Raw genomic sequence first — 22,527 nt, forward strand, 5'->3', positions numbered from 1 at the left:
GCCAAGTCATTCAGGCTTGCAAGGCATTTTTCACTTCTTATTCTTTTTAAAAGATTTATTGACAATATATCATTATATATTTCATCACAAAAATCAAAAATAAAAACTTCAACGGAGATATTCTTGTTTTTTTGCTTAATAGTCGGCCTAAATCCAATATTCACTAAAGATCTATATTTTTTATCCCCAAAAGTAGCAAAAGCGACATAAACACCATTTTTTGGTAAAAGCTTTTCATCATTAATTTCCAAATTTGCTGTTGGAAAAGAAAGAGCAGTGCTTCCTCTTTTATCACCATGAACTACTTTTCCAATAATTTCATAATGATATCCTAATAATTTGTTTGCGCTTTCAATATCTCCTTCTTTAAGAAGTTTTTTAATTATTGTACTACTGATATTATAAAAACCATTTATTGTTTTTTTGTTTATGATATATGTCTTGTAGTTATAGTCATAACCATATTTTTTAATTAGTTCGGTATTTCCTCTTTTTTTAAATCCAAAATGATAATTATATCCAACAAAAACTGCACCCATGTTAAATTTTTTTAATAATATATTTACTATAAAATTCTCAGCTGTTATCTTTTGAAATTTATTGTTAAAATTAATAACGATTATTTGCTGAACATTAAGATTTTCAATTTTTTTAATTCTCTCTTCAAGAGGTGTCAAAAGATAATATTTTTTTAAGCCATGAATGACTTTATCCGGATGAGGCTCAAAAAGAATTGCTGTGCTGACCGCATTCACTTTTTGAGCCTCATCTACGCATAATTTTAGAATAGTCTGGTGACCTAAATGTATACCATCAAAAAAACCTAATGCAATATAATTCAATTTACCCTTTTCAATTATTTTATAATTATTATTATCACTATAGTTGATTATTTTCATAAAATAGTTTTTCAATCTTGTAATTATTTATTTTTTCATTTTTGATTTTAGACATTTTTGCAATACCGATAAATTTACCATAACCTGTATAAACCCTAAATCTATCTTCTAAACCCATACCCCTGGATTTAATAATTTTTTTTATTATTTCATTTTCAGAGAAAAAGCAACCATTTCTTACTCTAACAATTAATTGTTTGTTTTTTATTAGTATTATTTTATTTATATGATCTAAAGCCTTGTCTATTGGTATTATATTTTGATACATTTTTTCAATTGGCATTTTTAAGAAATAGTCCAAATCTACTGATTGTGCTATGGTATGATTACTGATTTTTGTCCTTTTTAGACTGGAGCAAAAAGCCCCGTAACCTAATGCATCTCCAATATCATGGCATATAGTTCTTATATATGTTCCTTTTGAACATTGAACATTAAAAGTTATACTTGGATAAAAACCATTTTTTATTTTCATTATATTTAATTTATGAATTTTTACTTTGCGTAACCCAACATCGGCTTTAATGCCTTCTCTTGCTAAATTGTAAAGCCGCGAACCTTTATATTTTATCGCAGAAAACATAGGGGGCCTTTGATATATAATTCCTTTAAAGCTATCAAAAATTTTATGAATTTTATAAGTATCTAATTCCTTTTTGCTGACTTTTCTTATCCTGAGTACTTTTCCGTCTAAATCCTGTGTGTCGGTTGTAACTCCTAAAATCATTGTTCCTATGTATTCTTTGTCTAAACCGGATAAATATTGAGCAGCCTTGGTTGCACGGTTAATACATATAAGCAAAACCCCAGTTGCAAATGGATCCAGTGTTCCAGCATGTCCCACTTTACCTAATTCAAAAGATTTTTTTATTTTTGCTACAACTTTTGCTGAAGTAATTCCTTCAGGTTTGTTAATATTTAATATACCATTTATCATAATATGAAAGTAAATATAAAATGAGAGAAAAATCCTTTTTTATTAATTAATTTAGCTCGGATTGCAATTTCTTAATAACTTGTTCGACAGTTTTATTTATTTCATCTTCTATAATACAACCAGCTGCATTTGGGTGGCCTCCTCCTCCAAACTGCCTAGCAAATTTATCAACATTAAAATTCCCTTTAGATCTGAAGCTTACCTTTATAGGACCATCCTTTGTTTCTCTAAAAAAAACTGACACTTGAACATTTTTTATGGAAAGAATTTTGTCTACAATTCCTTCTACTTCTTCATCATCAGCTTGTGTATCTTTGAGAATCTTTCTGGTGACAAAAGTCCAGGATATTTTTAATGAAGAATTGGTTTTAATCCTTCGGAGGGCTTCTCCTAATAATTTCAAAGTAGAAGGCTTATTATTATTATAAACATAATCTGCTACACGGCTTGGGTTTACTCCCATTTCTATTAATTTATAAGAAACCCAAAAAGTCTTAGCACTTGTATTTGAATAACGAAATGAACCAGTATCTGTTACAATTGCAGTGTACATAGTAATTGCCATTTCTTTTGAAAAAGTACATTTGATTTCTTGTCCCAAATCAAACAGCATTTCTCCAACTGATGAAGCACCTTTATCAATATAATTATATTTTCCAAAAAATGTATTGCTTGGATGGTGATCAATATTGATAATAAACTTTATCTTGTCCATATCTACACCAATATCACCTATTCTCTCCAAATTGCTGCAATCAACGATAATTAGTATCACATCACTTTTATTATTGAGTAAACCATGATCATTATTTTTCCCCGGATAATATATTTCTTCTATACCTGGCAAAAAATTATATATCTCAGGTGGTTTTTCGTGATTGATTATTTGAACATTTTTATTAAGATTCTTCAGCATAAAAAAAACAGCTAACTCAGAACCTAACGCATCACCATCAAGATTAGTATGTGAGCTAACAATGTAGTTGTTGTATTTAGCAATAGTTTTAGCTAATTCACTTAATTTAGTATTATACATATGTTTTAATCAGCTTCTTTCTCTTTGTTAAGTTTGTAAAATTGTTCCATAAGCTGGTGAACTTTCTCTAAATCTTTGTCATAATGAAATGATATATGGGGTGTGAATCTATATTTTTTTAAACCAAAAGCTAATTCAGAACGGATAAAATTTGTTGCGCTAGATAAACCATCCATCGTTTTGTGTTGTTCTTCCTTACTCCCCAAAACAGAGATAAACACTTTTGCATTGTGTAAATCATCAGAAAGTATTATCCTTGTTATTGTTGTAAAACCTATCCTGGGGTCTTTGGTTCTATTATGAATAATATGGCTTATGTTTCTTTTTAATAATTTTTCAAAATGTTTCTTTTTTTGTTCCAAAACCATATGAATTATCCTTTTTAAAATAATATTATATTAATCATTATATAATACTGATATTATAATCTACCAATTCTATTTCTGGATTATTTTCAATGTCTTTTATAATATTTTCAAAAGATTTATCAATTATTTCTCTGTGTTCACTTATATAGCTAATACCAATAATAGTATTTTTCCATATATCCTTCTGTCCAATTTCAGAAATAGAAATATTATATTTTTTTCTGAGTCGATAAATAAAACCCTTTAATATACTTCTTTTATTTTTTAGTGAATAACATTTTGGTATATATAAATAAAGCTTACAAATACCAATTAACATTTTTTATCTTTTAACTTCTTTAAAATTATAAAATATTATAATGTCTTTTACTTGAATATCATCAATATTATCTATATTAACACCACATTCATATCCGGCATTCACTTCTTTTACATCTTCCTTAAACCGTTTTAATGAAAATTCCTTCCCTTCGTATATCTTATTATCTTCTCTCATAACGCGAATAAAGTCTTTTGATGATAATTTTCCATCTATAACATAACATCCGGCAACAATTCCTATTTTTGGGATTTTAAATATCTCTCTTACTTCAGCCCTTCCATTGATTACCTCTTCTAATTTAGGTTTAAGATAACCTTTTAAAGCAGCCTTAATTTCATCGATCAAATCATAGATAATACCATATGTTCTTATATCAATATCTTCTTTTTTGGCCATTTTTTGTGCGTTTGCATCAATATTAACATTAAACCCAACTACTAAAGCATTAGAAGCAGAAGCAAGCATAATATCAGTTTCACTAATTGTTCCAATACCATCATGTATAACTTTCAAGTCCACTTCCTCATTTCCTAAATTTGAAAGTGTTCCTTTGATAGCATCGAGAGAACCCTGTGTATCTGATTTTAAAATAACATTTAATTCTTTTATCTTACCTTTGGTCATTTCTTCAAAAAGATTATCTAAAGAAACCTTTGAATTGCTGATTTTTTGTTTTCTTTTTTCTTCCAATTCTCTCCCGCCGATAATTGTTTTTGCAAAATTATCATCAGCAACTACTTGAAAAATATCTCCTGCTGCCGGCATTTTATTAAATCCCGTTATTTCTACAGGGGTTGATGGTCCAACAAATTTTACATTATTGCCATTGTCATCCATCAAGCTTTTTACTTTTCCATACGCTGTGCCAACTACAAAATAATCCCCCACATTTAAATGTCCATCCTGTATTAAAACTGTTGCGAGAATTCCTCTTCTTTTATCCAATTTTGTTTCAATTATTATCCCGCTAGCCGGAAGATCCGGAGATGCTTTTAATTCTAACATTTCTGCCTGAATGGATATTAACTCCAATAATTCATTTATACCTTTCCCCTGAAGAGCGGATATTTCAGCAACAAGAGTATCTCCTCCCCAATCCTCAGGTACTAATTGGTACTTAGATAAATCTTTTTTTACTCTTTCAATATTTGCATTTGCCTTGTCAATTTTATTAATAGCAACGATTATTGGAACATTTGCTGCCTTGGCGTGATTTATTGCTTCAACTGTCTGGGGCATAATACCGTCATCTGCAGCTACAACTAAAACAACAATATCAGTAGCCTTAACTCCACGAGCTCGCATTGAAGTAAAAGCCTCATGGCCTGGAGTATCAATAAAGACAAAACGATTTTTTTTAAGATTAACTACATATGCTCCAATCTGCTGGGTAATACCCCCTTCTTCTTGCTTGGTAACATTTGTTTTTCTAATCATATCCAAAAGAGTTGTCTTTCCATGATCTACATGCCCAACTATTGTAATGACCGGAGATTTTGTAATTATAGAATGTTTTACCTCGCTAATATTCTTTGATTTTAACTCTTTTTTTAGTTTTGACGAAATATCAACATCATAATCATGTTGTTCGTATAATAGTTTAGCGATAGACCAGGGTAATTCTTTGTCGACTGAACTAATGCTCCCATATTTTGATATCTGTTGCATTGCCTTTGTTAAAGGTATTTTTAGTTGTTTTGACAAATCCTTCAAACTGGGAATTTTATTCAGTACAATTGCTTTCTTTTTTTCTTTTTCTGAGATATTCTCTTTTTTTCCTTCTTCAAGTATAGCTTCTTGAATTATTTCTATTGTTTCATCATCAAGAGTGCTCATGTGATTCTTAACATTTATGCCTTCTTTTTTAAGAAATACAATTAACTCCTTAGTTGGAATCTTTAAAATTTCAGCTACTTCATATACTCTTTTTTTCATAAGCTATGACCTCCATATAAACCGGACTCAATTCGGTGAGCTGGGTAATAGAAATATTATAGTAATTTTACTAACAATATTTTTTTATCAATTTAATCAATACAATTATTAAAACTTTTCTGTAATTCTATAATAGTATTTTCTGTTATTTCTGTTTTAAGTGCATTTTGCAATCTTCCCCTTTTGAGTGCTTTCTCAAAACATTCTATATTATAACATACATAAGCTCCTCGACCTGATTTTTTACCGGTGATATCTATCTCAATCCTTCCATCAGAATTTCTTATAATTCTAATTAATTCTTTTTTTTGTTTTTTTTCTTTACAACCTATACAGGTTCTAAGTGGTATTTTCTTTATATTTTTCATTAACATAATCCCAAAATTAATATTTAACTTTTAGTAATTATTAGGAAATTTTATCTGAATTATTGTCTTTTTCATTATTAGATTCTTTTTTATATTGAGAATCACTCTTAATATCAATTTTCCATCCTGTTAATCTTGCTGCTAACCTAGCATTTTGCCCCTCTTTGCCTATTGATAGTGATAATTGCTGATCATCAACAACAACTAATGCTCTTTTTTCATTTTCAATTAGTTTGACAAATAGTACTTTTGCAGGGTTAAGTGAGTTGGCAATAAATGTTTTTTCGTCTTGATTCCATTTAATAACATCTATTTTTTCGTCTTGAAGTTCTGTCATTATAGATTTTATTCTGGAACCTCTATCACCAATGCATGATCCAATTGAATCAATCATATCGTCCCTGCTATCAACTGCTATCTTTGATCGTTTACCTGCTTCCCTGGCTATGCATTTTATTTCTACCAAACCTTCATGAATTTCTGGAACTTCTAATTCAAAAAGTCTTTTGAGCAAGTCGGGATGGGTTCTTGAAAGAAGAATCCTAGGCCCTCTTGAGGTTTTTTTAACCTCTATGATGTAAAATTTCATTCTTTTACCTTTAGAATAATTCTCTGTTCTTACTTGTTCGTTTAATGGTAATACTGCTTCAGCCTTACCTAAATCAACAATTATATTATAACTTTCCTGTCGTTGTATTGTACCAGTTACAATATCCCTAACTTTATCAATATAGCGATCATAAACCGCTTTTCTTTCGGCTTCTCTTATTTTTTGAACAATTACTTGTTTGGCAGTTTGGGTAGCAATTCTTCCAAATTCTTTTGGTGTTATTTCAATATTAATATCTTCACCTATAGAAATAATTCCTTTTTTAAGTCTCTTAGCTTGCTCCATATCAATTTCAGTTGATTGATTTTTAACTGATTCTACGACCGTTTTTTTTGTAAATACCTGTACTTTACCAGTTTCTTTACTAAAAACTATTTCAACATTGCTTTTACCTTGGGCATAATTTTTCTTATAAGCTGAAACAAGGGATGTTTCAATAGTATCAATCAATACTTCTTTTGAAATACCTTTCTCTTTTTCGATTTCGTCTAATATTTTTATTAAATCTATGTTTATATTCATATTTCTATTTTTTCTCCTCCCATAATTATTTTGGAAACAAAATTATAGGATTTTTAGTAACCACAACTAAAATATCTAAATTACAAAACAAAAGAGTGGTTCAGAAACCACTCTTTTTAAAAAATTTTTAATATTTATTATATTATAGCACAGAAAGAAAAAATATCAAAGATATAAATAATTCTATTTTTAATACAATTGTATTACGGTTATTTGTTTAAAAAATATTTCCTTTCACTATTAAATTAATTTTATATTCTCCTAAATTTTGGTTTATCTTATCAATTCACCTTCTACATAGGATTCATTAACTTTTTTTAATTCTATTTTTACCATTTCTCCTATCTTTATTTTATCAACATCTTCACATGCACATACTTTTATATAATTATCAGTTAGCCCGCAAATATTATTTTTGTTATTTTTTTTACCCAGATATTCTATTAAAACATTTTTCTTCTTCCCGATGTTTTTAATAAAAAAATTCCTTTGGAGTTGTTTAGACAAACAATTAAGAATTTTTACTCTCTCTTTTATAATATCAGGTTTAACCTTACCAGGCAACAATGAAGCAAGTGTTGATTTTCTCTCTGAAAAGGGAAAAACATGTACGCGCGCTAAACCCATTTTTTTTATAAATTCATAAGTTTTTTCAAAAGAGTGATTGTCTTCACCAGGAAAACCCACAATAACATCAGTAGTTATTGCAATGTGAGGCATCTTCTTTTTTAACTTTCTAACTATCCTTTCATATTGTTCAGTATTATACTTTCGGTTCATTAGAAAAAGAGTATTATCATCACCACTTTGCAAAGGAATATGAAGATGATGACAAATCTTTGAAGATTTAGAAAACAAATCAATCAGATTATCAGTAACCCATGGCGGTTCTATCGAGCTTAGCCTAATTCTATTAATTTCCTCTATTTTTTCCATTTTTTGGATTAATAATTGTAAACTGGATTTATTTTCTTTTAAATCATTCCCGTAGCTACCTAAATTAATACCCAATAAAACTATTTCACTATGGCCATTTGATATTAGATTTTTAGCTTCTGCCATGATATTTTCTATCGTTCTGCTTCTAGCTCTTCCACGAAGATAAGGAATAATACAATAACTGCAAAATTGTTCACAACCATCCTGGATTTTTATTAATCCCCGAACATGCTCATTAAAATTAAAAAAATCATTATTGGAATAGTAGGCTATTTGGCTTGCCGGTTTATAATAAATAGTTTTTTTACTATTTTTTTGTTTTATATCTTTAAATATTGAGAAAATAGAATCCTTATAGTAATTGCTTATCAAGTAATAATTTGAAATATTGATATCTTTTAATTCAGATAGGTTTGCTTCAATAACACAACCTGTTGCGATAATAATTGCTGAAGGATTTTGTCTTACGGCTTTTCTAATCATTTGTTTTGATTTTCGTACAGCCTCTTTGGTAACAGCGCAAGTGTTAATAATATAAATATCAGCCTTATCGTTAAAATTGTTTATAATATATCCATTTTCAAGAAAAGCCTGTCTCAGACTACCTGTTTCATACTGATTTACTTTACACCCAATAGTTTTAAAAGCAACATTTATTGGCACTTCATACACCAGAATAATATATATCTTTATTGACTAATATTATGTTAATAATAATTGAATGATTATGAATTATATATTTTTTTAACATTACTAAATTTTATTTTTTTGAAAATGTCTCTTTTACTTTCTCAAAAAAATTTTTTTCTCCTATTTTATTTAAATCTTCTCCAGTTTCCTGGGCAAGTTCATAAATAAGTTTTTTCGCTTTTTGACTTAAATTTTTTGGTACTTCAACAATAATTTTTACATGTTCATCCCCTCTTATTTTGCTTCCAAGCTTATAAGCACCTTTTCCTCTTAACCGAAATACAGTATTACTTTGAGTTCCTGAAGGTATTTTCATTTTAACATTTCCATCCAAAGTGGGTACTGATGTTTCTCCTCCAAGAATAGCTTTTGCTACACTGACTTTATGTTCACAATAAATATCTGTGCCATTTCGCTTGAAAAGCGGATGTTTTTTGACATTGATAACTATAAAAATATCACCTGGAGGACCACCATTTTCACCAGGTTCACCCATTCCAGCTAACCTGAGCCTATGTCCACTCTCTACACCGGGAATAATTTTGACAGTTATAGTTTTTTTTGTTTTTACTTTTCCAGAACCATAACAAAACTTGCATGGAGATTCTATAATTTGGCCAGTTCCTTTACACCTGGGGCATGTCTGTATATTAATCGATTGACCAAAGAATGTATTTTGGGTCATCCTTATTTCTCCACTGCCATTACAATCCGGGCATGTCTTTTTAGATGTGCCAGGTTCTGAACCAGTTCCTTTGCAATGACTGCAATCTTGCCAGGTTGGTATTTCAATCTTTTTTTCGGTACCAAATGCTGCTTCCTTAAGTGTAACTTCTAAATTATATCTTAAACTGGTTCCTTTTTTGGCCCTTTCTCTTCCGTATGTTCTCCTTGAACTTCCTCCACCAAAAAAAGATTCAAATATATCACTAAAGCTTCCGAAATCATCCGTGCCTTCTCCATAAAAATTCCTGAAGTCGAAGCCAGCTCCTGAATCAGAAGTATCAGCAGAACCGAACTGATCATACCTTGCCCTCTTTTCGGGATCACTTAATACTGAATAGGCTTCTCCAATTTCTTTAAATTTACTTTCTGCCTCTTTTTTATTATCCGGATTAGCATCTGGATGATATTTCAATGCTAACTTTCGATATGCTTTTTTTATTTCTTCCTGACTTGCATCTTTACTAATATTTAGGATTTGGTAATAATCTTTTTTTGCCAAAATATTAATCCCCTTTAAGATTGTAATTACAATAATTTTTTATAATAAGAATATTTAATGATAAACATTTAATTTTACTGTATTTATGATTTATTTGTTTTTTTTTCTAATTTATTTAATTGTCGAATTTCCCTTATATCATTTTCATTTTAATATAAAGGAAATTCGACAATTATTTTTTAATAATAATTACTTTTTCAATTATTTATTTTTATTATTATCATTCTCTTCCTGATATTCAGCATCATATACTTTTTCATCTTTTTGCGTATCATTAGATTCCTGTTGAGACTGACTATCTGTGGAATTTCCAGTTTCATTAGATTGGGCTTGTTGCTGCTGATTCTGATCGGAAGATTGTTTGTACATTTCCTCAGCTAATTTATGAGAGGAGTTAGTAAGTTTTTCTATCCCTGATTTCATTTCTTCAATATTATCTACCTGCATAGCCTTTCTCAACTGGCTTATATGATCATTTATTTCATTTTTTATACTGTCACTGACTTTATCACCGGCATCTTTTAATGTTTTTTCTGTGCTATAAATCAAAGTATCTGCCTGATTATTGAGTTCAACTTTTTCTTTTTGCTTACGATCATCTTCTGCATATTGTTCTGCTTCCTTAACTTTCTTCTGTATTTCTTCTTCTGTTAAACCGCTAGAGTGTTTAATAGTAATTTTTTGTTCTTTTCCCGTACCTTTGTCTTTGGCTTTAACATTAAGTATACCATTGGCATCAATATCAAATGACACCTCGATTTGAGGAATACCTCTTGGTGCAGGTGGAATACCCACTAACTGGAAACGCCCTAAACTGGTGTTGTCTTTAGCCATAGGTCTTTCGCCTTGTAAGACATTTATATCTACAGCAGTTTGGCTATCAGTTGCAGTTGAAAATATTTGCTGTCTGGATGCCGGAATAGTGGTATTTTTTTCAATCAGCTTAGTAAAAACTCCACCCAGAGTTTCTATTCCTAATGACAAAGGGGTCACATCTAATAATTGTATGTCTTTTACTTCACCTTTTAGTTTGCCGGCTTGAATAGCTGCCCCCATGGCTACAACCTCATCAGGGTTTACTCCCTTATGTGGTTCTTTTCCAAATATTTTATTGACTATTTCATGCACTTTGGGCATTCTGGTTTGTCCGCCTACCAAAATAACTTCATCGATATCATTTGCTGTTAACTTTGCATCAGATAATGCTTTTTTACATGGTTCAATAGTTCTTTCTAAAAGATCATCGGTCAATTGCTCTAACTTTGCTCTGGTTAAAGTATAATTCAAATGTTTAGGTCCGCTTGCATCAGCTGTAATAAATGGTAAATTTATATCAGTTTCAACAGATGATGACAGCTCACATTTGGCTTTTTCTGATGCTTCCTTTAGTCTTTGCAATGCCATTTGATCTTTGCTTAAATCGATTCCCTGATCTTTCTTAAAGTTATCAATTAGCCAATTTATAACGCGTTGATCAAAATCATCTCCACCCAAAAATGTATCACCATTTGTCGATTTAACCTCAAAAATGCCTTCACCTATGTCAAGAATAGAGATATCAAATGTCCCCCCTCCAAGATCAAAGACAGCAATTTTTTCACTTTTTTTCTTATCCAATCCATATGCAAGTGATGCTGCTGTGGGTTCATTTATAATTCTAAGTACATTTAATCCAGCAATTCTACCTGCTGCCTTAGTAGCTTCTCTCTGATTGTCATTAAAATAAGCAGGTACAGTAATAACCGCGTCCTTGACTTCTTCACCTATATGATCCTCTGCAGACTGCTTTAGCTTTTGCAAAATCATTGCAGAAATCTCCTGTGGGCTATACTCTTTATCTTTTGACTTAATCATTACATTCGTATGCTCACCCTCAACGATATCATAGGATAATACTTTTTTTATTTCCTGAACTTCAGGATCATTAAATCGTCTACCTATAAACCGCTTCACAGAATAAATTGTATTTTTAGAATTAGTTACAGCCTGTCTTTTAGCCAATAAACCAACAAGTCTTTCACCTTTTTTACTAAAAGCAACAACTGATGGAGTTGTTCTACTCCCCTCTTTATTTTCTATAACTATAGGTTGCCCGCCTTCCATGACAGATACAACCGAATTTGTAGTACCTAAGTCTATACCAATCGCTTTAGCCATAATCTTAATTTCCTCCTTAAATATATTTATATTAATTATTACTTTTTTTGTATTAATTTAAATTATTATTCTTATCATCCTAACATGATTCTTTTTTACCTTTAGATACTTTTACAACTGATGGCCTTATCACATTCGATTTCAAATAATAACCTTTTGTGATTTCTTCTGTTACAGTATCTTCAGGGAATTTATCTGATTCAACTTGCATAATTGCTTCGTGGCAGTACGGATCAAATTTCTCTCCAACTGCATTTATAGGTTTTAATCCTTCTTTTTCTAATATTTTATGGAGTTCTTTTAAAATTCCCTCAATTCCTTCTTTTACAGATTCAATATTATTTTTATCATCATTTTTAGAGTATAATGCAGCTCTTTCTAAATTATCTATAACTGATAAAAGTTGACATATCAAATCTTTATTAGCATATTCCATGAAATCTTTTTTCTTCTTTTCTTCTCTTTTTTTATAGTTTTCGAAATCTGCCTGCATTCTAAGTAATTGGTTCTTATAAAGTTTTTCATTATTTTTAATATTGCAAAACTCATCTTTTAATACATCTAATTCTGCCTCTAAATTATTTATTTTGTCATTCTTATCAGTTAATATTTCAATTAAATCATTTTTTTTCATCTTTGAATATTTATCTTTGGCATTATTCATTTTATCTTCAACATCTTTTTTCATCTTCTCATTCATTCGTAGCCTCCGTCAATACATTATAATGATAATCTATTCTGATAGTATTTTAGTCAATCTGCTGGCAATAAAATCCAATATTGATAATGCTTTAGGGTAATTCATGCGTGTTGGCCCAAGTACGCTTATAGCCCCCATCGGCTTTCCTTGAATATAATATTTTTTTGTAATTACACTGCAATCCTCCATTACCTTTTGACCTAACTCACTTCCGATAGCAATATCAAGTTCTTTATCTAACAGAGTTTTTTTAATTATTTGAACCAGGTTTTTTTCTTCTTCAATAAAATCAAATAGATAATTCAATTTTTCGATTTCCTTGAATTCAGGTTGTTTTATGATATAACAACGATTTCCTAAAAAAATATTTTCCTCTTCATATTTAAAATCAAAACATTTTTCAATAAGCTTCCAAATCGCGTCCAGTGTCTGGTATTTATAATAAAAGTGATAAATTTTTTCCAAAATCTCATCATTTAATAATTCCAGGCTTTTCCCATAAAATTCTTTCTTTATAATCATAGCTATAGTCTCTAAATTATCTTCAGATATTTCAAAGTTTACTTTCATTATTTTTTGAAAAAAAAGTCCACTACTAGTAATCAGGGTAACCAGTATTCTATTATTATCCAATAAAATAAAATGAATATCTTTCAGTGTATCTCCAACCATATTTGGTGCTAATACAACACCAAGATTATTTGTCAATCTCGAAATAAGTTTTGATGTAATTCGCATAATCTCATTAAATTCTTTTCTTATCCTGTAGTGTTCAGATATTTCATCTTTTTCCGTCTGGCTTAATTTGTAAATCCTTTTTAACATTAAATTATCTACATAGAATCGATAACCCTTATCAGTAGGTACACGACCTGCTGATGTATGGGGCTTTTTCAAAAAACCTAATTTTTCCAATACTTGCATATCGTGTCTTACAGTAGCAGAGCTAACATTTAAATCATAATTCTTTACAATCATTTCTGATCCAACCGGCTCTGCCTCAGTAATATACCGGTATACAACAGTATTTAGTATAATTTTCATTCTATCATTTATAACCATAATTACCACCTATAATTAGCACTCTGCTTAAGAGAGTGCTAATTACTTAAATAAGATAACACTCACCAAATTTTTTGTCAAGTCCACAAACTAAATAATAATAATGACAGTTACTTCTTATTTATAACTGTTACATCTTTTAGTTCAGGAATTCTACAAAAACTGTATTTGATATAAATATTCCCCTTTCAGTTAAAAAATAGTGTGAATCATTGCTTTCTATTAATTTATTTTCTTTTAAATAAGATAATTGTTTTCCAAAAATACTTTCAATGGGAACATTAAACCTGTTAATAAAATCCTGCTTTGCTATACCTTCCATCATCCTTAAATTTAAAATTACTGTTTCACTCATCTCTTCTTTTAATGGGAGGACTTCTTTTGTCTCAACCGGCAAAATATTATGTTTTAAAAAATAGGTGTATTTATTTACATCACTTATATTTTTATATCGATTTTTTTCAATATATGAAACTGCTGATGCACCAACACCTAAATATGGACAATTTTTCCAGTATCGGATGTTATGAAAACATTCCTTTTTTTGAATTGAAAAATTAGAAATTTCATATTGTTCGTATTCATTGTCTTGAAGAATCGTAATTGCGTTTTTATACATTTCGTAAACAATATCATCTGAAGGAATGTTTAGTGTACCCTTTTTAAATAATTTTGAAAATATTGTTTTTGGCTCAACAGATAGTGAATAAATTGAAATATGTTCCGGGTGTAGAAGATTAGCCTTCTCTAATGTTTTCATAAATTGTATTACGGATTGTCCGGGAAGCCCAAACATTAAATCAATATTTATATTGTTAAATCCAATATCTCTGGCGATTTGATAACTTTTTATTATTGCATGCTTATCATGTATTCGTCCAATACTTTCGAGTAATTTATTGTTAAAAGACTGAGCTCCGATGCTGATTCTATTAATGCCTGATTCAAAAATATTTTGTGCTTTATCATAGTTGAAGGATTCCGGATTGCTTTCTATTGTCACTTCTATTTCCTTATTAACATTGAATTTATCAAAACATGTTTGTATAATTTCAAAAATTTGTTGGCCTTTTAAAACAGTAGGAGTTCCACCACCTATATATATAGATTGAATGTTAATTTGAGGATATTTTTGACTGTAAATTATAATTTCCCTTTTTAACGCATCAAGGTAATTTTCCTTTAATGCCTCATCATCAGGAACTATTGAATAAAAATCGCAATAAGGACATTTTGAATTACAAAATGGAATATGTATATATAGTGATATATTCATATTATTTTTTCACTCTTTACTCTTAATCTACCTTTAAAACGCTCATAAAAGCTTCTTGGGGTATTTCAACTCTGCCCACTTTTTTCATTCTTTTTTTACCAGCTTTTTGTTTCTCTAACAATTTTCTTTTTCTTGTAATATCTCCTCCATAGCATTTTGCCAAAACATCTTTCTTTAAAGCCCTTACGGTTGAGCGTGCAATAATTTTCTGATTAATCTTCGCCTGAATAGGCACATCAAACATTTGGCGCGGGATAACTGTTTTCAAATTTTCCACTAATTTACGAGCTCTAAGGTGGGCTTTGTCTTTATGTGAAATAAAGGAAAGATTGTCAACAACTTCCTGATTAACTAATATATCAACTTTTGTTAATGGTGATGTCTGATAGCTACTAATTTGATAATCAATACTGGCATACCCTTTGCTTATAGATTTTACCTTATCATAAAAATCTAACATAATCTCATTTAATGGCAAATTGTAAATCAAGCGGGCTCTGTCCTGGTCAAGGTATTCCAGGTTCTGAAAAACACCTCTTCTATCTTGAACTAGTTCCATTATTCCTCCCAGGAATTGACTGGGAAGCACAACTGTTAATTTGATAAATGGTTCCTCAACATAATCAATATTATTAACTTCTGGAAGCGAAGAAGGGTTATTTATTTCAACTACCTGCTTGTTCTTTAAATGAACCCGATATACTACACTTGGAGTCGTAGCAATTAGTTGAATTTGATATTCTCTTTCTAATCGTTCCTGGATTATCTCCATATGCAATAATCCCAAAAATCCACATCTAAACCCAAATCCCAGTGCAGGAGAATTTTCTGCTATATAGCTGATCGAGGAGTCATTAAGGCTTAATTTGTCAAGTGCATATTTTAGGTTTTGATAATCCTCATTTTCAACAGGATATATACTGCAAAAAACAACAGGAGATACTTTTTTATAACCTGGCAATCTTTTTTCAGAAGGATTATTGGCATCAGTTATAGTATCTCCGACTTTAGTCAGACTAACATCCTTAAACCCAGCTGCTAAATATCCAACTTCTCCTACGGATAATTGGCTAACCTTTTTTCTTTTGGGAGTAAAAACTCCTATCTCGTTAACCTCATAGGTTTTTTGATTAGACATTGTCTGTATTTTCATTCCCGGTTTTATTTCTCCATTTACAATTCTTAAATAAACAATTGAGCCTTGATATGAGTTATAGATTGAATCAAAAATAAGAGCCTGCAAAGGATTATTGATGACTCCTCTTGGATAAGGAATATATTTTACAATAGCTTCCATTACTTCTTTTATTCCCCTTCCATCTTTAGCACTGGTCAAAAATACAGGGCTATCTTTTAACCCTTCTATTTTCTTGATTTCTTCTTTTACTTTATTGGGATTTGCTGTGGAAAGGTCTATTTTATTTATTATTATAATAATGGATAGATTATTTTCTAATGCCATTTGAATATTAGCAATGGTCTGTGCTTGCACTCCCTGAGCAGCATCAATTATTAAAAGTGCTCCTTCACAAGCTGCTAAACTCCGGGATACTTCATAAGAAAAATCAACATGACCGGGAGTATCAATTAAATTAAATATGTATTGATGTCCATTTTCAGCATTGTACAGCAAACGTACTGCCTTTGATTTAATTGTTATCCCCTTTTCCCTTTCCAGATCCATATCGTCAAGAACCTGGTCTCTTCTTTCTCTTTGGCTGATAGTTTCTGTTAAATCTAAAATGCGATCTGCAATAGTAGACTTTCCATGATCTATATGTGCAATAATAGAAAAATTTCTTATATGTTCTACTTTATGCATTTATATCCTCTCTCTTCATATTTCCCCTTACAATATTCTTAATCATTTTTATTGCATTACGAAATTCCTGAATGCCCAATATTATACCACTAATATAATAAACAATTAACCCTGTGATCCCGGAAATCATAACCTGGGAAAGCTGTACTATTTTAACATTTACGTCAAGGCTTATTTCAAAATAATAATATACAATCCAACATGCAATGCCCATAATGGCTGCTGCCAATAAAGTTTTTCCCAAATAAATAACTAATTTTTTTTGGAATATTCCACTAATTTTTTTATGCAACGCCAGATTTAAAATAATCAAATGGAATGCAGCGGAAATTGAAGTTGCTAATGCAATCCCGGCGTGGGCTAAATATCTTACTAATATAAGATCCAATATAATATTAAATACAACAACAAATACACCTATTTTTAGTGGTGTTTTTGTATCTTTAAAGGCATAAAAAGTGCTTATAGTCAATCTTAATATTGCTAAAGGGAACAGTCCTAATGTATAGCATGCAAGGGCTATTTCGGTTAAACTTGTATCCTGGGAACTAAATACTCCATGTTCATAAAACAAACGTATTATGGGGTGACTTAAAACAATCAATGCAACTGTTGAAGGGAGTATAAAGAACGATAATATTTTTATCCCAAAACAATAATTTTCTTTCATTTCATTAAATTGATTTTTTGAGAAATTTTTGGATAAGGTAGGAAGGATTGCAATAGAAAGAGCTATTCCGAATACTCCTAATGGAAATTGCATTAATCTGTTTGCATAATACAATGCTGAAATACTCCCATGGGAGAGATATGATGCAACAATTCTATCGACGACAAAATTTATTTTATCTATGGCAAGACCAAATATAGCAGGCCCTAAAAGTGTAAAAAGTGCCTTTATCCCTGGCTCGTTAAAGTCAATAGTAAATTTATAGTGAAATCTTTTTTTAATAAGGGCAGGTATATGGATTAAAGCTTGTGCTATTCCCCCAACAATAACTCCAAATGCCAAACTGTAAATACCGAGCCTTTCAGAGTATAATACTGCAAATAATATAATTCCAATATTTAACATAGCCGGTGCAAAAGCAGGAATAAAAAATTGCTTATAAGAATTCAATATTCCCATAAATAAGGCTGCTATAGCAGCAAAACCAATGTAAGGAAACATTATTTTTGTTAAATTAACTGTTAATGTATATTTTAATGGTTCATATCTAAAACCACTGGCAACAATATTAACAATAAATGGAGCCCCCCAGATTCCTAATACAATGATAATTATTAGAACAAGTATTAAAATATTTAAGACATTACTGGCAAATGTATCTGCTTTTTTTTGATTATTCTGTGTAATGTAATCAGAAAAAACAGGTATAAAAGTAGTATTTAACGCACCTTCTCCCAGAAAACTTCTTAAAAGATTTGGTATCATAAATGCAACAAAAAATGCATCAGTTTCCACCCCTGCACCGAATTGGTTTGAAATTACTATTTCTCTACCTAATCCCAATATTCTGCATAAGAGTGTTGCGAACATAACTATACCAGTATATTTTGCAACTTTGTAATTGCTATTTGACATTCTTGTTGACCTCATATCTATTTATTGTAATACATTTTACAATAGCTTGATTTTAACATAAAAAGATGCTAAAATTTACAAGCAAAATAATTAGTGAAAGGAAAAAGGATACATAATATGCCCATTATTAAATCAGCCATAAAAAGAGTTAAAATATCAGAAAGACAACGTTTAAAAAATTCAGCTTATAAATCAAAAGTAAAAACATTATTAAAGAAATTTGAAAATGCTATTAATAGCGAAAATTTAGAAGATGCCAATCAAGCTCATCTTCAATGTGTTTCTATCTTGGATAAAGCTGCCCAAAAAGGTATTTTAGCAAAAAATACTGTTTCCAGAAAAAAATCTTTATTAGCAAAGAAGCTTAAGAATCTTTCTCAAATTAATAGTAATAAAAACGTTCAAGATAGCAAAGAAGAGAAAGAAAAATAAACATTTTTATCTATTCAGTTATCTCAATAATTAGTTGTTCTAAAACTAAGACAGGATTAAAATATCCTGTCTTTAATTTTTTTTCTGCATTTAAAAGAAGCCGAAAAGTATGTCTAATTTTATTTAATTTAAAATATTTTGATTGATTTACTATTTTGTTTATTACAAAAATAGGAAGGCGTAAATCATACTGCATTTGTTTTATATTTACTTTATATAACTTTGCCTGCATAATTAATTTCATCTGTCTACTTATCATAGTTAGTAATTGTAATGGATGATAGCCGTTTTCTACTAGTTTGCTTAAAATATTTAAAGATTTTTCCGTATTTCTCTCACCAATCGCATCAACAAAATTAAAAATATTACCTTCTTCAGAGCCATAGATGCTATTAATAATATCTTTCTTTTCTATCTTAGAGATATCCTCTCCTAAATAGCATAATATTTTTTCTATTTCATTATTAATTTTTCCCATATCATTATCAGTTATTTGTTGTAAATAATATATTGCCTCATCTGATATTCTTGTGTTACTTTCGGTAAACTTTTTTTTAATCCACTGCTTTATTTGAAATGTTTTTGGTTTCTTAAGCGAAACAATTTTACCTGTTTTGCTAATGTTTTCTAAAGATATATTCCTGGGGATTTTTTTGTCATGGCACGATAAAAGGATTAACAGGTTATTACTCTGAAAACAACCACTATTCAAAAGTATATCTAATTTTTTTGCGATTGCCTTTTTTATTTTTTCATAATTTTTTATAATTACAACTTGTTTGTCGATTCCCAATGGTAACACATTAATAGAGTTAATTAAATTATTAATATCAATATTTTCACCATAGAATATTTCAAAATTTGTAGATTTATCTGTCCTTTTATAATAGTTTTTAAAATTTTCTATAACCTTATTATGCAAGTAACCTTCTTCTCCGTAAAGAAGATAAATATTTTTTATGTTATTTTTAGAAAAATCATTTTGCAATTGAAAGAAGTCAATATATTCTGTTGCCATAATTATTTCACCTTAATGTATCAATATAAATATTTTTCCCGTTGGTTTTAACTAAAACTGTTCCATTTCTATCAGTCCTGAATACCTGCTGGCACCTATTTTCTAATTTTTTTATTACATCTGGATGTGGGTGGCCAAAATTATTTGAACCAACAGATATCACCGCCACTTCAGGTGCTACAGCATCTAAAAATTTAGTGCTTGTTGAACTTATGCTTCCATGATGCGCAACCTTTAATATATTACTATTTAAAGAAGCATTATTGGATAATATTTTTTTCTCTATTTCTTCTTCTATGTCTCCAGTAAATAGAAAATTAATATTTTCATAACGTAATTTTAGCACAATCGAATTATTATTGAAATTATTTTCATTAATTGTAAGATCACTATATATTGGGTTTATTATAAATATATCAATGTCTTTACAAACTTCAATCTTGTCCCCAGCCTGTGTCTTATGGTAAGTAGTTTTACCATTTTTTTTAATTAAAGCTAAAAAATCCTTATAAATTTCTTCCTGGCAAGGTATATTACTATCTATAACTAAATCAACTTTTATTTCTTCCAAAACAGGCAAAAGTCCTTCCATGTGATCTAAATCCGGATGTGTTAAAACCATTATATCAAGGTGATTAACACCTTGTCTCCTAAGATATGGAATAACCACATTTTTCCCCATATCATAATCACTAAAAGGCGTACCTCCTCCATCAATTAAAATGTTTTGCTTTTCTGGAGTTTGTATAAGGATACTATCCCCTTGTCCAACATTAATAAAATGAACTGCCAATAATGGGGATGGTTTTAGTATATTAATAGAAATCACTAACAATATTAAGATAATAGTTGAATAAATAGTTATCTTATTTTTTAAAATGTTAATATTGTATCTATATTTAAGTGAATAGAAAATAAAAACAATAATTATATAATATATGGCAATTGATAGTATTCCAGGTTGGGCGATATCTCTATAAGCAAAAGGTAGTAAGGATAGTTTTTCTCCTATAAATATTAATAATGATATTAGACCATTATTAACCAATGCTAAAAAATTACCTAAAGGTAAAAATAAAAAGGATAAAAATATGGAAAATAAGGCAAATATTATAATGAATCCAATAACCGGAACTATCAAAATGTTAGATAGGATTGAGATGATAGATATTTTATAGAAAAAAAATGCAGATAAAGGCATGACTCCAAGCCAGGCGGATGCTGAAACTGAAAGAGATTTTACCAAGTAATCAGGGAGCAAAAACAAGCAATCTTTTAAAGTACTCTCCATTATGGGGGTTAAAAATATTATAAAAAAAGTTGCAGTAAATGATAATATAAATCCTGTATCAAATAGATATAAAGGCTGCCACAGCAGTATTAAAAAAGCAGCAATTGAAATACTATTATATACATTATAAGGCCGATTTAATAATTTTGCTCCCAAAAGTACAATAAACATTAGCGTCGCTCTGCTAACTGATGGTCTAAAACCTGTAATTGCTGCATACCCAAGCATGATAATTATAATAAATATATATTTAAATGATTTGCTTAGTTTATTGTCTGATATTGTACTAAATAGCAAAAATAGAACCATTGCTATTATGCCAACATGCAAACCTGAGATAGCCAGTATGTGCATTACTCCCGCCACTTGAAAAACATCTTTTAACTCTTCTGTTATTTCTGATCTATCCCCTATTACAACAGCTTTAATAATCGCTCTTGCATCTGTATGGCGGTATATTTTTTCAATTTTGTCAATTATATTTGTTTTAATATCATTTAGAATTGAGGCTAAATTTATTTCTTTTTTATTACCGATAATTTCAATCTGGTTTGTTTTTATATTATCAGTTAAAAATATTTTTTGTTGAGCTAAATATTCCCTATAATTAAATTCACCATAATTACCAGGTAAAGATGGTTCTGTTAGAATAACCTCTGCTTTAACAATGTCATTAAATGCAACAATCTTTTCAATTTCATATATTTTTAATAATAATCGCCCATTTGTCTCAAAGATGTTCTGGCTTGTCTTGAATGTCTGTGTATCAATAATTATTTCCTGATATCCATCATTAAAATTTATGTCAACCTGGCAGACTTTACCAATAACTGTTCCTTCCTTACCTTTAAAATGGTATATATGGTTTAATGCAAATGGGGTTAAATTGAGTGATGTATTTAGCATACCAAACAGAATAAAAAATAATAAAATTAATATACTCGTCTTCTTACATTTTTTCAAACAGGAAAATAAAATAAGTAAAAATAGAAAAAAACAAATAATTAATAAATATTTAATTGTACTAAACTGAAAAATATCAAAAAGAACAATTCCAAATATATAAGTAAATAATATTGCAAATAGCGGGGTCTTTATTTGGGTTAATAAATTATCTTGTTTAATAGGCAGTTATATGCTCCTTTATACTTTCAAACCTCTTTTCTCCAATTCCAACAACATTCATAATATCCTCAGCATTTTGGAAAAAACCATTGTTTTTTCGATAATCTAAAATTCTTTGAGCTAAAGCAGGTCCTATCCCGGGCAAGGAAGCCAGCTGACTGGAATCCGCCGAGTTAATATTAATTAGTGTATTTTCTGTTGAGACATC

The 22,527-nt window shown here is 29.6% G+C and carries 20 protein-coding genes; 1 reads left to right on the forward strand and 19 read right to left on the reverse strand.

Going from position 1 to position 22,527, the window contains the following annotated elements:
* From ribF to murJ, 16 genes are all read right to left on the reverse strand, one after another.
* A partial coding sequence (gene ribF / locus PHQ99_03855) for a riboflavin biosynthesis protein RibF (GenBank protein MDD4288706.1) occupies positions 1-899 on the reverse strand: 899 nt, incomplete at its 3' end.
* Entirely contained in the window at positions 880-1,836 is a 957-nt protein-coding gene (gene truB / locus PHQ99_03860; protein ID MDD4288707.1) for a tRNA pseudouridine(55) synthase TruB, read from the reverse strand. The genes ribF and truB, both read right to left, overlap by 20 nt.
* A 46-nt stretch (positions 1,837-1,882) precedes the next feature.
* A complete protein-coding gene (locus PHQ99_03865) occupies positions 1,883-2,872 on the reverse strand; it encodes a bifunctional oligoribonuclease/PAP phosphatase NrnA (protein MDD4288708.1) in 990 nt (329 codons plus the stop codon).
* Between the two features lie 5 nt (positions 2,873-2,877).
* Positions 2,878-3,240 carry a 30S ribosome-binding factor RbfA gene (rbfA, locus tag PHQ99_03870; GenBank protein MDD4288709.1) on the reverse strand — a complete coding sequence of 121 codons (363 nt, stop codon included), beginning with the start codon at positions 3,238-3,240 and terminating at the stop codon, positions 2,878-2,880.
* Positions 3,241-3,277: 37 nt separating this feature from the next.
* Positions 3,278-3,559, reverse strand: coding sequence for a DUF503 domain-containing protein (locus PHQ99_03875; GenBank protein ID MDD4288710.1), 282 nt, complete (start codon positions 3,557-3,559; stop codon positions 3,278-3,280).
* A 3-nt stretch (positions 3,560-3,562) separates the two neighbouring features.
* Positions 3,563-5,497, reverse strand: coding sequence for a translation initiation factor IF-2 (infB, locus tag PHQ99_03880; protein ID MDD4288711.1), 1,935 nt, complete (start codon positions 5,495-5,497; stop codon positions 3,563-3,565).
* Between the two features lie 92 nt (positions 5,498-5,589).
* Positions 5,590-5,865: a YlxR family protein gene (locus tag PHQ99_03885; GenBank protein MDD4288712.1), complete on the reverse strand. Its 276-nt coding sequence runs from the start codon at positions 5,863-5,865 to the stop codon at positions 5,590-5,592.
* Positions 5,866-5,905: 40 nt separating this feature from the next.
* The gene (nusA, locus tag PHQ99_03890) at positions 5,906-6,997 is read right to left on the reverse strand and encodes a transcription termination factor NusA (GenBank protein MDD4288713.1); all 1,092 of its coding nucleotides are present in this window, start codon (positions 6,995-6,997) and stop codon (positions 5,906-5,908) included.
* A gap of 273 nt (positions 6,998-7,270) precedes the next feature.
* Entirely contained in the window at positions 7,271-8,599 is a 1,329-nt protein-coding gene (gene mtaB / locus PHQ99_03895; GenBank protein MDD4288714.1) for a tRNA (N(6)-L-threonylcarbamoyladenosine(37)-C(2))-methylthiotransferase MtaB, read from the reverse strand.
* 97 nt (positions 8,600-8,696) lie between these two features.
* Positions 8,697-9,851, reverse strand: coding sequence for a molecular chaperone DnaJ (gene dnaJ / locus PHQ99_03900; GenBank protein MDD4288715.1), 1,155 nt, complete (start codon positions 9,849-9,851; stop codon positions 8,697-8,699).
* A 201-nt stretch (positions 9,852-10,052) separates the two neighbouring features.
* Positions 10,053-12,008, reverse strand: a complete 1,956-nt coding sequence (gene dnaK / locus PHQ99_03905; GenBank protein MDD4288716.1) for a molecular chaperone DnaK — start codon at positions 12,006-12,008, stop codon at positions 10,053-10,055.
* A 79-nt stretch (positions 12,009-12,087) separates the two neighbouring features.
* Entirely contained in the window at positions 12,088-12,708 is a 621-nt protein-coding gene (gene grpE / locus PHQ99_03910; protein MDD4288717.1) for a nucleotide exchange factor GrpE, read from the reverse strand.
* A gap of 33 nt (positions 12,709-12,741) precedes the next feature.
* Positions 12,742-13,770: a heat-inducible transcriptional repressor HrcA gene (gene hrcA, locus PHQ99_03915; GenBank protein ID MDD4288718.1), complete on the reverse strand. Its 1,029-nt coding sequence runs from the start codon at positions 13,768-13,770 to the stop codon at positions 12,742-12,744.
* A 139-nt stretch (positions 13,771-13,909) separates the two neighbouring features.
* Positions 13,910-15,046, reverse strand: a complete 1,137-nt coding sequence (gene hemW, locus PHQ99_03920; protein MDD4288719.1) for a radical SAM family heme chaperone HemW — start codon at positions 15,044-15,046, stop codon at positions 13,910-13,912.
* Positions 15,047-15,068: 22 nt separating this feature from the next.
* Complete coding sequence (gene lepA / locus PHQ99_03925; GenBank protein MDD4288720.1) at positions 15,069-16,868, reverse strand: translation elongation factor 4; 1,800 nt, start codon at positions 16,866-16,868, stop codon at positions 15,069-15,071.
* Positions 16,861-18,453, reverse strand: coding sequence for a murein biosynthesis integral membrane protein MurJ (gene murJ / locus PHQ99_03930; protein MDD4288721.1), 1,593 nt, complete (start codon positions 18,451-18,453; stop codon positions 16,861-16,863). Before murJ ends, lepA begins: the two co-directional genes overlap by 8 nt.
* A gap of 117 nt (positions 18,454-18,570) precedes the next feature.
* On the opposite strand from murJ, the gene rpsT reads away from it, so the two are divergent.
* The gene (gene rpsT, locus PHQ99_03935; GenBank protein ID MDD4288722.1) at positions 18,571-18,885 is read left to right on the forward strand and encodes a 30S ribosomal protein S20; all 315 of its coding nucleotides are present in this window, start codon (positions 18,571-18,573) and stop codon (positions 18,883-18,885) included.
* Positions 18,886-18,895: 10 nt separating this feature from the next.
* Here rpsT and holA read toward each other — a convergent pair whose 3' ends face one another.
* From holA to PHQ99_03950, 3 genes are all read right to left on the reverse strand, one after another.
* Positions 18,896-19,903, reverse strand: coding sequence for a DNA polymerase III subunit delta (holA, locus tag PHQ99_03940; GenBank protein MDD4288723.1), 1,008 nt, complete (start codon positions 19,901-19,903; stop codon positions 18,896-18,898).
* Positions 19,904-19,910: 7 nt separating this feature from the next.
* Entirely contained in the window at positions 19,911-22,196 is a 2,286-nt protein-coding gene (locus tag PHQ99_03945) for a DNA internalization-related competence protein ComEC/Rec2 (protein MDD4288724.1), read from the reverse strand.
* Between the two features lie 118 nt (positions 22,197-22,314).
* Positions 22,315-22,527: ComEA family DNA-binding protein (locus tag PHQ99_03950; GenBank protein MDD4288725.1), on the reverse strand; the 213-nt coding region annotated here is incomplete at its 5' end.

Source organism: Atribacterota bacterium (genome assembly GCA_028703475.1).
Lineage (GTDB): Bacteria > Atribacterota > Phoenicimicrobiia > Phoenicimicrobiales > Stramentimicrobiaceae > JAQVMU01.

What these genes read in the sequence shown, in the direction of transcription:
- truB (MDD4288707.1), bottom strand. Translation starts at nt 1,836, where the DNA reads ATGATAAATGGTATATTAAATATTAACAAACCTGAAGGAATTACTTCA.
- PHQ99_03865 (MDD4288708.1), bottom strand. Translation starts at nt 2,872, where the DNA reads ATGTATAATACTAAATTAAGTGAATTAGCTAAAACTATTGCTAAATAC.
- rbfA (MDD4288709.1), bottom strand. Translation starts at nt 3,240, where the DNA reads ATGGTTTTGGAACAAAAAAAGAAACATTTTGAAAAATTATTAAAAAGA.
- PHQ99_03875 (MDD4288710.1), bottom strand. Translation starts at nt 3,559, where the DNA reads ATGTTAATTGGTATTTGTAAGCTTTATTTATATATACCAAAATGTTAT.
- infB (MDD4288711.1), bottom strand. Translation starts at nt 5,497, where the DNA reads ATGAAAAAAAGAGTATATGAAGTAGCTGAAATTTTAAAGATTCCAACT.
- PHQ99_03885 (MDD4288712.1), bottom strand. Translation starts at nt 5,865, where the DNA reads ATGAAAAATATAAAGAAAATACCACTTAGAACCTGTATAGGTTGTAAA.
- nusA (MDD4288713.1), bottom strand. Translation starts at nt 6,997, where the DNA reads ATGAATATAAACATAGATTTAATAAAAATATTAGACGAAATCGAAAAA.
- dnaK (MDD4288716.1), bottom strand. Translation starts at nt 12,008, where the DNA reads ATGGCTAAAGCGATTGGTATAGACTTAGGTACTACAAATTCGGTTGTA.
- grpE (MDD4288717.1), bottom strand. Translation starts at nt 12,708, where the DNA reads ATGAATGAGAAGATGAAAAAAGATGTTGAAGATAAAATGAATAATGCC.
- hrcA (MDD4288718.1), bottom strand. Translation starts at nt 13,770, where the DNA reads ATGGTTATAAATGATAGAATGAAAATTATACTAAATACTGTTGTATAC.
- hemW (MDD4288719.1), bottom strand. Translation starts at nt 15,046, where the DNA reads ATGAATATATCACTATATATACATATTCCATTTTGTAATTCAAAATGT.
- lepA (MDD4288720.1), bottom strand. Translation starts at nt 16,868, where the DNA reads ATGCATAAAGTAGAACATATAAGAAATTTTTCTATTATTGCACATATA.
- murJ (MDD4288721.1), bottom strand. Translation starts at nt 18,453, where the DNA reads ATGTCAAATAGCAATTACAAAGTTGCAAAATATACTGGTATAGTTATG.
- rpsT (MDD4288722.1), top strand. Translation starts at nt 18,571, where the DNA reads ATGCCCATTATTAAATCAGCCATAAAAAGAGTTAAAATATCAGAAAGA.
- holA (MDD4288723.1), bottom strand. Translation starts at nt 19,903, where the DNA reads ATGGCAACAGAATATATTGACTTCTTTCAATTGCAAAATGATTTTTCT.